The 11488-nt window shown below is 40.7% G+C and carries 11 protein-coding genes; 7 read left to right on the top strand and 4 right to left on the bottom strand.

The genetic code is table 11. The features are described 5' to 3' along the window. Positions 1-286: 286 nt before the first annotated feature. Together ACN6OV_RS07845 and ACN6OV_RS07840 are read left to right on the top strand one after the other, a co-directional pair. On the top strand, positions 287-3568 hold the full coding sequence (locus ACN6OV_RS07845) for a type VI secretion system Vgr family protein (RefSeq protein WP_427951640.1): 3282 nt from the start codon (positions 287-289) through the stop codon (positions 3566-3568). Then, positions 3558-4742 (top strand): LysM peptidoglycan-binding domain-containing protein, encoded by a 1185-nt coding sequence (locus ACN6OV_RS07840; protein WP_427951637.1) that lies wholly within the window; start codon positions 3558-3560, stop codon positions 4740-4742. Before ACN6OV_RS07845 ends, ACN6OV_RS07840 begins: the two co-directional genes overlap by 11 nt. 94 nt (positions 4743-4836) lie before the next feature. Here ACN6OV_RS07840 and ACN6OV_RS07835 read toward each other — a convergent pair whose 3' ends face one another. Beyond that, a complete protein-coding gene (locus ACN6OV_RS07835) occupies positions 4837-5757 on the bottom strand; it encodes a Dyp-type peroxidase (RefSeq protein WP_427951634.1) in 921 nt (306 codons plus the stop codon). 158 nt (positions 5758-5915) lie between these two features. Between ACN6OV_RS07835 and ACN6OV_RS07830 the strand changes: the two genes are divergently transcribed. Then, positions 5916-6536, top strand: a complete 621-nt coding sequence (locus ACN6OV_RS07830) for a LysE family transporter (RefSeq protein WP_427951631.1) — start codon at positions 5916-5918, stop codon at positions 6534-6536. A 72-nt stretch (positions 6537-6608) separates the two neighbouring features. On the opposite strand, the gene znuB is transcribed toward ACN6OV_RS07830, so the two are convergent. From znuB to ACN6OV_RS07815, 3 genes are read right to left on the bottom strand one after another with little or no spacing between them, the layout of a single operon-like run. After that, the gene (znuB, locus tag ACN6OV_RS07825; protein ID WP_427951629.1) at positions 6609-7409 is read right to left on the bottom strand and encodes a zinc ABC transporter permease subunit ZnuB; all 801 of its coding nucleotides are present in this window, start codon (positions 7407-7409) and stop codon (positions 6609-6611) included. 3 nt (positions 7410-7412) lie between these two features. After that, complete coding sequence (gene znuC / locus ACN6OV_RS07820; RefSeq protein ID WP_427951626.1) at positions 7413-8201, bottom strand: zinc ABC transporter ATP-binding protein ZnuC; 789 nt, start codon at positions 8199-8201, stop codon at positions 7413-7415. Then, the gene (locus tag ACN6OV_RS07815) at positions 8183-8680 is read right to left on the bottom strand and encodes a transcriptional repressor (RefSeq protein WP_427951623.1); all 498 of its coding nucleotides are present in this window, start codon (positions 8678-8680) and stop codon (positions 8183-8185) included. The genes znuC and ACN6OV_RS07815 overlap by 19 nt, the downstream gene beginning before the upstream one ends. 139 nt (positions 8681-8819) lie before the next feature. Between ACN6OV_RS07815 and ACN6OV_RS07810 the strand changes: the two genes are divergently transcribed. The 4 genes from ACN6OV_RS07810 to atpE all read left to right on the top strand — a co-directional run. After that, entirely contained in the window at positions 8820-9659 is an 840-nt protein-coding gene (locus tag ACN6OV_RS07810; protein WP_427951620.1) for a metal ABC transporter solute-binding protein, Zn/Mn family, read from the top strand. A 171-nt stretch (positions 9660-9830) separates the two neighbouring features. Continuing rightward, positions 9831-10223 (top strand): ATP synthase subunit I, encoded by a 393-nt coding sequence (locus tag ACN6OV_RS07805; RefSeq protein ID WP_427951617.1) that lies wholly within the window; start codon positions 9831-9833, stop codon positions 10221-10223. A gap of 109 nt (positions 10224-10332) precedes the next feature. Next, positions 10333-11208 carry a F0F1 ATP synthase subunit A gene (gene atpB / locus ACN6OV_RS07800; protein WP_427951614.1) on the top strand — a complete coding sequence of 292 codons (876 nt, stop codon included), beginning with the start codon at positions 10333-10335 and terminating at the stop codon, positions 11206-11208. Between the two features lie 78 nt (positions 11209-11286). Then, a partial coding sequence (gene atpE / locus ACN6OV_RS07795; RefSeq protein ID WP_427951612.1) for a F0F1 ATP synthase subunit C occupies positions 11287-11488 on the top strand: 202 nt, incomplete at its 3' end.

The raw sequence follows: 11488 nt of genomic DNA, 5'->3' as shown, positions 1-11488 counted from the left end.
CATGAACATTCTTGCGCTTGGGCATAAGCGTCTAGCTGTAGGAATCACCTCCGTTTAAGGGAGGTGAGGATGTCAAATAGGGTCTATGCAGTGTAACAGGATACAGATTGAGGCTAAAAGTTGATTTTCTGCAAATGATGACTCAAACAAGGTTCATTGATCAGGACTTTTAAGGAGTGAAAATAGACAGGGTTGGATGGAATTAACAAATTATGGACAAATGGTACTAGACGAAAAAAGCAACATTTTCTAAAATGCCGCCATTAAAAAAATATACATAATAACAATGCTCAAAAATATACATGCCATGGTGGAAAGCTTTGGCCTTAGTGTACAAAAACGTGCACTGCATATTCATTTTTCCAATGAAGCGCTAAATTCTGAAGTTTTTATTCAGCGGATTGAAGGTCAACACCAGATCAATCAAGGCCTTCGTGTGGAAATTATTTGCCTGTCGACCAATGCACATTTGGCACTCAAACAATTTATTGGCTGCCGTGTTGCTGTTGATCAGGTCACTGATTTGGGAGAGCTCAGTCGTATTACCGGTCTAATCACGGGGGCGAGCCAAGGCCAAAGTGATGGCTCACTGACGATCTATAAGTTGATCATTGAAGATGCGACCGCCCTGTGGCATAAGCGCCGTAATAACCGTGTATTTATGCATAAATCGGTGCGAGAAATCACCGAAGTGTTGTTTAGCGAATGGCAGCAAAAAAGTGCCTTATTTGCCGCCAGTTTGAGTCTAAATTTGGATGGATTGAGCCGAAGCTATGATGTACGGCCATTTACCATGCAAGCCAATGAAAGTGATTATGATTTTTTGACTCGACTTTGGCGGAGCGAAGGTATCAATTGGCTGATTGATGAAGCAGAACTATTCGTGGCATTTTCAGCATCTGCGATACAAGCCCAAGCACTTCGATTAATTGATACGAATTCAGTATTTACAGCACTAAATCGTCAGAAAATTCGTTTCCATCGTAGTCATGCCACCGAGCAGCGGGATACGATTACCGGTTTTGTGGCAGCACGTTTTTTGCAATCTACCACAATTCAGACTCAGCGTTGGCAAGCTCAAGATTTAGCCCAAGATCAAAGTAGTGTATTGCTCAGTTCGCATCAGCATAGTGCACAACAGGAAAATGAAACTTTAAGTTTAGAGCAAGCATGGACCATTAGTTCGACGTGGACCTGTGATTTAAACGGCGAAGATCACAGCACGGGTGCGAGCGGTCAGCAACTGGAAAAATTAAATCTACAGTTAAACCAATATCAAGAATTACAAGCAAAATATTTTACGGCAATGAGCAGTGTGCGCGATGCTCAGGTCGGTTACTGGTTTGAATTGTTGAATCATCCGGAGATTGACCAACATGATCTATCTGAACGTGAATTTCTGATTTTAGGAAAAGCATTTTATAACCAAAATAATTTACCCAAAGATATCTTGGTGCAACTGGATAAATTATTAATAGCAAGTCGTTGGTCATCCATCGGTGATGAACGTCAGGCCAATGAATTATATGTGGTTCGACGTCAAATTGCCGTAGTGCCAGATTATGATCCATTGCAACATCGGCCTACGGCATTTCCACAACGGGCCAAAGTGGTTGGGCCTGAAGGTGAATCGATCCATGTTGATGCTTGGGGGCGAATCAAAGTTCGTTTTACTTTTACTCGAACTGAGGATCACGGTCACGATGGCGGTGCGGGCAGCAATGATAATGATTCGGATTCGGCCTGGGTCGATGTTTTGACCCCGTGGGCGGGTGAAGGTTATGGCGCACGTTTTCATCCTCGGGTGGGTGAAATTGTGGTGATCGATTTCTTTGAAGGGGATGTGGATCGACCTTTTGTGGTTGGACGTATTCATGAAGCTGAACGCCATCAGACCATGTTTGATTTAAAAGGCCAGTTGCCACATACCAAAAAACTCAGTGGTATTCGTTCACAAGAAATTGCCGGTGCAGGGTTTAACCAGCTACGTTTTGACGATACTACGGGTCAAATTAGTACCCAATTACAAAGTAGTCATGCAGCAACGCAGTTGAATTTAGGCAATTTGAGTCATCCAAAAGATACCGACAGTAGCCATGGGCGTGGTGAGGGTTTTGAACTGAGGACAGATGCTTGGGGCGCAATGCGGGCTGGAAAAGGCTTGTTAATTAGTACCTATGCACAAGACAAAGCCGTTGCAGATCATTTAGCGGCAGCAGAAGCACAATCTTTATTGAATCAAGGTCATGAGCGCATGAATATGCTGAGTGGGCTTGCGGTAAAACAACAAACGGATGCGTTGAATGTCATCAATCGTTTACCCAAATTGATTCATTCTTTGGAGTTGAAAAGTGCAAATGAGGCAGTTCAAGCGACTGTTGGTTTGTTTAAAAATGCCGTGAGTCGTGACCCAATTTCAGCATTGAAAAATAGTGGTGATTTTATTGATGATATTAAGAGTTTTGCTAAAGACACAAAAAATATTGTTGATGAGTTCAAAGATTTTTATCAAGACTCGAAGGAAAGCTTTGATAATTTAAAGGGTTTTATTGAAAACATTGAAGCGCATGGCTCGGATATTTTAAAAGGTAAGTTGATTAGTCTAAAGGATAAGTTTGACTCCGATCCGCTCGAAGCATTGAAAGATGTCGGTAAAGTCTTAGCGAATGTTGAAATTAAGGATTTTGATTTAACCAGTGTCTGCGGAACTTTTAGTAAAGGCAGTAAGTTAGACATTGATCCTTCACAAGCTTTGAATTCTTTGCAAGGTTTTATGGAGAGTTATACCCAAGGGCTTGAAAATAGCAGGGATCATAAGAAACAAGAACAAGGCAAAATTTTCCGCCAAGCTTTGATGTTGTTGGCTTCTCCAAATGGGATTGCTTTAACCACACCTGAAGACATCATTTTACAAGCTTCGCAAGATATTGCAGAAAGTGCCAGTGGTTCGATCAATTTGAGTGCGCAGAAAAATATTGTGGCACATGCACAGGATAAGGTCAGTTTATTTGCCGCTCAAAAAGGTTTGAGTGCTTATGCAGCAAAGGGACCTTTGAAAGTTCAGGCTCAGGATGATTTGGTTGAAATTATTGCGAAAAAAGTGATTAAGCTGATTTCCACGGAAGATAAGATTGAAATTACCAGCCCGAAAGAAATTGTACTGACGGCGGGCGGTTCGCAGCTGAAAATTAATGGTAATGGAATTTTCACTACGACTGGCGGAAAATTTGAGAGTAAGGCTGGGCAGCATTTATTTACGGGTGGTAACAAAGTGGTTTATGAAGTGCCACAACTTCCGAGTAATGTGATGTATAGCAATAAGCTCGATGTTTATGATTTGTTCTGGGAAAGTGATTTTAGTAATCTAACTTATAAGGCTTTTATACCTGAAACAAATGCTGTTGTCAGTGGACAAATTGATGAGCATGGGCGTACAGGAAAAGTGGGAAATGAAGAACAATTAAATGTAAAGTTTTTAGTAGGAAAAGAACAAGAGTTTTGGGATGTGATTATTGAAGAGTGGGAAGATGAGGATTTTAATTTAGGTGTAGAAAAAAATGAAAAATAAGTGCTTGGTAACATTCATCTTATTAGATTTGTTAGGATATCCAATCAAAAATGCTAGGTATCAAGTCAAAAATGGCAATCATTTAATAGCTGAAGGGGTAACTAATTCTAAAGGTGCTATTGTAGATATTAGTAGAGATAAAGGGGTAGTTCTTGATATATATTTTCAGAATATTTTTAATCAAATGCAATTTATTAATAAGGTGCGTCTTGAGAAAAGTCATGCAATTGTTAAATTATATAGTCCTTCATTATTAATAAAAACACAATTGAGAGAGAATGGAGTTTCAGGTCAATATAAAAGAAAAACCTACAAGGTAAAAAAAGGCGATACTTTACAAAAAATTTCAAAAGCCACAAATGGTAGTATTACTGAAATTCAAAGAATTAATAAAATTAGGGATGTAAATAAAATTTGGGAAGGACAAATTTTAAAAATTCCAACATCTGAAAGAACACAACCAGCACAGCATGAAAATAATACTCAAGGTACTCATAATTCATCACAAAAAGCTAACAGTTCTAACTCTAGTAATAATAAATCTTCAAACAATAATGATGGAAAAGATGACCATTGGTTTGGGTCGTTAGCAAAAGTACCAGATTTTCTACCTAATTTTGATGCTGAAAATACGTATAATTATATAAAAAATCAATTGTTTGGTGGAGAATCCCCTAACCTCGCTAATGCTAATACTCAGAGTCAAACCACAGGTAGCCCTAAACAAAATTTAACAAATCACAAAGCTAATATTATTTTCCCTTTTAAAGTTAAACCTATCAATGATATTGGTGGGGAATTACCTAGTTATTATTGGGGTGCTAAACTTAATGATACAAATGCATCAATGGCAATTTTTGGTAGAAATAGAGATGCTAATAGAAAACATGCTGGCAGGGATTTGTATTCTAATTGTAAACCAATAGGTCAGGCTGAAATTGGGTTTGAAGTAGTAGCTATCGCGCCAGGTAAAGTGATTGCTTCACAAGGTTTTTATTTACAGACTAATCAAGTAAGTATTAGGCATAAAACTGATGATGGTAGAGAATTTATAATTAGGTATGGAGAATTAGATCCAGCATCGATAACGCTTAAAGTAGGAGATACTGTTGTTCAAAAACAGATTATAGGAAGAACTGGGGTTATGAAGGGAGATAAGGGAGGGCGAATTTAAACATGAGGTGCGACAAAGTTTACAATGAGATGCTTAAAATATGAAAATCAAATGCACATTAAATAAAAGCCGACTCTCGTCGGCTTTTATTTATTTAACCTTCTAAAACTTCTTCTAACAACTCTTCACTCGGTGCAAAATAGTACGCACCATCAACCGCAGTGACGAAATGAAGTAAACGATCATGGATACCATCACCACTGGTACCAAACATACGAATTAACATACTGTCGATAATGCTGAGATCCTTGGTGTAAGCAATAAAGAATAAACCTTGATCACCACGACCATCTCCATAAGGCAATGAATGACGCAAAATTGCTAACTCTTCACCTTCATTATCTTCCACCACGGTACGTGATACATGTGAATTTTCAAGTTGAACGTCATCGTCTAATTCAATGGACTCAAGCTTAGTACGACCAATTACATGCTCTTGTGCATCAACTTTGAGTTTTTTCCATTTATCTAAATTGTGAGCATAGCGCTGTGCAAATACAAAAGAACCATCTGCAAAAATACCGGCTTCTTCACCTAATAATGCAGTTTCAGCGCGATCATCAGGGAATTGGGGGTTTTCTGTACCATCAATAAAACCGGTTAAATCGCGACCATCAAAATTACGGAAGCATACACGTTCATCTAAAACCTCAACTTTATCTTGAATCCCATCAAAAAATGATTGGCTCAAGGCAAAACAAAAGTCTGTACGTTGTGCCGCAATGTGAATCAATATATCGGCTGGAACCACAGGCATATGAAATGAACCTTGAATGGCTTCCAGTTGTTTAAAACCAGCAGGAGACTGGGCATAAAGTTGAGCCCATAATTCAGGACCAAAAGCGACGGAAGTTTTAATTTGTGCATTGGGATGCTGGGTAATTAAACGATCACGAGTTGTGAACAAATCTTCCAGTTTTTCTTTTAATTCAGCAATCGTTAAATCTTTTAAACGCAAAACAATAAAACGGGCATGATCTGATGGTAATGGCAAAATTACAGATTGGGCAGACATTCATGGCTCCTAAAAATTATAATTTCTGTGTGGTTTTCTGTATTGTGCCTCAACAGGATGGATGTGTGTAGCCTACATTTCTATTTTTAAATTGTATTTTACCCTGAAAATAGAGGAAATATCATATAATACAAGCCCATTTCTAGCTTGAGCAGCTTATGTCCTATCAAATTTGGATCGCATATATGTTGGCATGTTGGGTGATTAGTATCTCACCAGGTGCAGGTGCAATTGCTTCAATGTCGAGTGGTTTGAATTATGGATTTAAGCAGGGCTATTGGAATGTGCTCGGTCTGCAATTGGCACTTTTGCTACAAATTGGTATTGTCGCGGCTGGGGCAGGAGTGCTGTTTGCCACCACACCATGGGCATTTCTGGCAGTGAAGTGGTTTGGAGTGGGCTATTTACTGTATTTGGCATATTTACAGTGGACAGCACCGACTCAGTCAATTGAAATTCAGCAAGATTTACCGAGTACATCTCGTTCAAAATTGGTTTTACATGGCTTTTTAGTCAATATGAGTAACCCCAAGGCAATTGTATTTTTATTGGCGGTATTACCACAATTTTTAGACTTATCGAAACCGCAATGGATTCAGTATGTGATTATGGCAGCGACCATGATAACCATTGATTTGATCGTGATGGCAGGTTATACCGGTTTAGCAGCCAAAGTGCTTCGACTGCTCAAATCACCTAAGCAGCAAAAATATATGAACCGTACTTTTGCGGTGTTATTTGCTTGTGCTGCCAGCTTATTAAGTCTCGTTCATCAATAAATACGTTGAGAACAGCATAAAAAAGTCATGCAGTTGCATGACTTTTTTTATTGTTTAGTTGAGCAATAAAACTCAAACCATCTTCTTGAATTTTTGTACTATAAAAATGAGGGCAAATAATATCGCCATGGTGAGTACAATGGTTAAGCCTGTTGACGTGTTGAGTCCAGCACTTGACCATAAACCTACTGTGATGCCTACTTGTGCGATGAGAAATGACCCAACCACCATCTGTTTAGGTGAGTTTGCCAATAAACGGGCAGTTAAGGCTGGAATTACTAATAATGCGCCCATCAATAAAGAGCCGACAGCACGTAAAGCCAATACCGTAAATAAAGCCAAGAGCAGCATAAAAATCAAACGTTGCCATTTGGCACTTACACCTTCACTGACTGCAATGTCGGGATCAATAGCAATTTGAATCTGAGATTGCCAACTTTTATACAGTACTGCGAGTGCGACCAGAATAACTCCAGCAAAAATAGGTAAATCAGACCAAGAAATCGTGAGCAAATCCCCAAATAGATAGCTGAGTAATTCAGGTCTTAGACTTGGTAAATGTTGAATAAACAGAAGCCCTGAACAAAGCAATGTCGCTGAACAGAGGGCTAAGAGGGCATCATTGGGTAAGCGAGGATCATGCAGTACCCATAAAATAGCAACCAGTAGCACGGCAATAAAGGTCACACCCATCCAAAGTGGGAGGCTCATCGCCCCTGCAATCGCAACGCCGAGTAACGTACCGTGCGCCATGGTGTCGGCAAAAAAAGACATTCTGCGCCACAGCATTAAACAGCCCAAAGGTGCAGTTAGAAATACCAGCAATGTACCCATAATCCAAGCCGGCAAAAGGAGTTGTAACCATTCCATCATGGATTATGCTTCCGGTTCAGGGTGAATATGAGGGCGAGGGTCGTGCTGACACGGCGTTGCACTATCACCATGTGCACAGTGGTCATGATGATGTTGATAAAACACACGGTTGGTACCAAAAATAGCTTGGTATTCAGGATGCTGTTGTACATTTTCAGGCAAGCCACTACAGCAGATATGTTTATTCAGACAGACCACGCGATGCGTACCTTGCATTACCCACTGTAGGTCATGTGACACCATTAAAATGGCGCAACCATATTTTTCAGGTAGGCTGCGAACATAGTCATATAGTTCGGCTTCAGACTGAATATCTAGGCCCTGCATCGGTTCATCCAGCACCAGAATATCTGGTTGGCGCAAGAGTGCACGAGCAATCAGCACACGTTGGCGCTCGCCACCTGAAAGTTGTTGAACTTTAGATTGGGTTAATTTGGCAATGCCGGTATCGCGAATAATTTCTTGTTTAATCTGTGGATCACATTTTTCCAGTGCCAGCAGATCACAAACACGTAAAGGTAAGCTATGCGACGGATTAAATTTCTGTGGCACATAGGAAAATTTCAGCTTTTGGCTGCTGATAATTTTACCGGAGGTCGGTTTGATGATCCCCAGTAATATTTTAATCAGGGTGGATTTACCTGCACCATTGGGACCAATGAGGGTTACAATTTCTTTGGCATGCAGTGAAAAATCGATATTTTTTAAAATGTCACGTTCGTCAATGCGAACATGTACATTTTGCAGTGCGACAATCGGCGCTACCGCAGCATTTATTGTTTGTTGCGACACTGCTGACAGATTCCTGAGATTTCAATAATGCTGTGATGTGCAGTAAAACCATCCGATGCAGATAACTCATCCAGTTGAGCCATTAAACCCTGCGCTGATGCTTCTTTCACGACTTTGCAATCAGTACAAATCAGGAAAGCCGCTTGATGGCCTTCACGGGGATGACAACAAGGAATATAGGCATTGATCGACGTCAGACGATGGATTAAACCTTTTTCAAGTAAGAAGTCCAACGTCCGATAGACCGTGGGCGGCGCAGCAGGTCGATCCGACTCGCTTTTAATTTTTGCCAACAGGTCATAAGCACCCATGGGTCCAGTCGCATTCAAGATCAGTTCCAAAACTTCTTTGCGTAACGGGGTCAGGCGTGCACCTGTGGCGGCACAAAGACTCTCAGCTTCAGCGAGGCGTTGTTCGATATTTTGATGATCGTGTACACCATGCAAAGCATTATGATGTTCGTGTGAACATGTGCTCATAGCCAACCTCAAAGATGAAACTGATGAAAGAAAAAGACTTTAAATCTTAACATGAAGCGGCATAACTTACGAACGGACGTAGGTTTTTTTGTACTTTTGTTATATTATAACACTATTCATTTTATGGTACGCGTTCCCCATGTCCCGTGTAGTTCTCTTTTGTGCTCTTACTTTATTTAGTGTAGTGAGTTGGGCACAAGGCCTCGTGGTTTCAACACAACCAATCTATTTAATTGCCAAAGATATCTTGAAGGGCGTAGAGCAGCCAACATTGTTGCTGGATCATCAATCGGGACATGATATCAGTCTAACCCCTGCGCACCGGAAAACCGTACAAGATGCTAATTTGGTAATCTGGTTGGGCAAGGCGCATGAAGCACCTTTAGCAAAAATGCTGGATGAAAATGGTAAAAGTATTGCAATTTTAGACTCTGGTATTATCGGTGCATTACCGCTACGTGATCTACGTGGCAATGCCATTAAAAATACCGTAGACACCCATGTATGGCTTGAACCTAATAATGCTGTACGTATCGGCTTCTTTATTGCTGCATTACGTTCACAACAATTTCCTGAGCATAAAGAAAAATATTGGGCCAATGCACGTGCATTTGCTCAGAAGCTACTGATCACTTCACAAAAAGTCGATGTGGCCAGTCGTGCCCAACCTTATTGGGCCTATCATGATGCCTATCAATATCTCGAACGTGCATTGAATTTAAAATTTGCGGGTGCAATGACCGATGATCCGCATATTGCGCCCACATTAGCGCAAATTAAGTTCTTAAAAGATCACCGTCCACAGTCAAAAGTCTGCTTATTGGCAGAAGCGCATGCCAGCCAAAATCAATACCAAAAGTTGGGTGCTGTAGTATTCCAGTCTGTAGATGAAACGATGAGTGGGGCAGGGAATTTTATCTCTGCGTGGGAAACATTGGCTGCTCAAACGCTGAAATGCACATTAAACGCACGAAATTAATGTAAAAAATAAACAATGATCGATCCGTTTGGGCGCAATTTGTATATTGAAAAAAACACGACTAAGGTCGGGAAATGATTGCAAGTTAAGGGGGGTAACTCTATAATGCCTGCGATTAAAAACGATCATCAGCTAAACTTGTCAAGCATTTATGCTGTGAGTGGGTAAAAAATGAGCCGAGCCAATCGCATGATTGACCGACGATTAGCGAAAGCTTTGGTCCTTTTACAAGCGCTAATGATTCCTGTTTCAGCCTTGATTGCATGGGTGCTGAAAGACGCTACAGCCGCATTAAGTGCAGCTTTAGGGGCTTTAGTCTGCTGGATTGCTAGCAGCTACTTTTCATGGCAATCATTTCGGGCTGTAGGAGCGCGTGCATCCAAGCAAGTTCTTTCGAACATGTATCGGGGCATGATGGGCAAATTTGCAATAGTGATCGTTGGTTTCATTTTGATTCTAAGCAATGTTAAGCCGTTGTCAGCGGTGGCATTGTTTTGTGGTTTCATTCTTGTTCAGTGTATGACGTGGTTTGCGCCGTTTTTGGCGGCACGCTTACAAAAATAAGTTCAGAAACAACAAAAATGAAGTTTTTTAGAATTTTAACGAGATATCAAGCAGCACGCGATGTTCGTTAAGTTTCTAATTTATATTTGACATTAACCAGGTGTGATTTATGGCTGCTGAAGAACATACCCTTACCTCGACTGAGTATATTCAGCATCACTTGACCAATATGACCTATGGCAAAATGCCGGATGGTTCATGGAAATTGGCCGAGACTGCTGCTGAAGCCAAAGAGATGGGGTTCACTGCTATTCACTTGGATTCAATGGGTTGGTCTATCGGGCTTGGTCTGATTTTCTGTTTGCTATTCTGGGTTGTAGCGAAAGCTGCAAACTCTGGTGTTCCTACCAAGTTCCAGTCTGCAATCGAAATGATTATCGAGTTTGTTGACTCAAGTGTGCGTGATACCTTCCACGGAAAGTCTCGATTAATTGCACCTTTAGCACTAACCATTTTCGTGTGGATTTTCCTCATGAACTTGATGGATTTAATCCCTGTTGACTTTATCCCGTATACAGCTCAACAAGTGATTGGTTCAATGCTTGGTGTAGATCCTCACCACGTTTACTTCAAAATCGTTCCATCTACTGACCCTAACATTACCCTAGGTATGGCATTGTCGGTATTTGCGTTGACTATTTTCTATAGTATCCGTGAAAAAGGACTCGCAGGCTTTGGTGCTGAATTCGCGCTTAACCCATTTAACCCAAGTAACCCGATTGCTAAAGCGTTATTGATTCCAGTAAACATTTTACTTGAACTCGTAACCTTCCTTGCACGACCAATTTCATTGGCTCTCCGACTGTTCGGTAACATGTATGCGGGTGAATTGATCTTCATCTTGATCGCATTATTACCGTTCTGGATCCAGTGGGCATTGTCTGTGCCTTGGGCGATCTTCCATATTCTTATTATTACGTTACAAGCCTTCATTTTCATGATGCTGACTATCGTATATATGAGTATGGCTACCGAAAAGCATTAATTAATTTGCTCAACTGCAACAGGGCGGTTGAGCTAAAGTTTTTTGTTTGATTTAAACTCAACCTCTGAGGATTTTTTCATGGATTTAGTAGTAGGTTTATCTGCTGTTGCAGCTGCTCTTTTAATCGCGTTTGGCGCATTAGGTACTGCAATTGGTTTCGGTCTTCTAGGCGGCCGTTTCTTAGAAGCTGTTGCTCGTCAACCTGAATTGGCTCCACAACTTCAAACTCGTATGTTCTTAATCGCGGGTCTTCTTGATGCTGTGCCTATGATCGGTGTTG

This window comes from Acinetobacter sp. (assembly GCF_050285345.1).
Lineage (GTDB): Bacteria > Pseudomonadota > Gammaproteobacteria > Pseudomonadales > Moraxellaceae > Acinetobacter.
The sequence above is the reverse complement of the archived record's forward strand: the minus strand, read 5'-3'. Positions and strand labels throughout refer to the sequence as shown.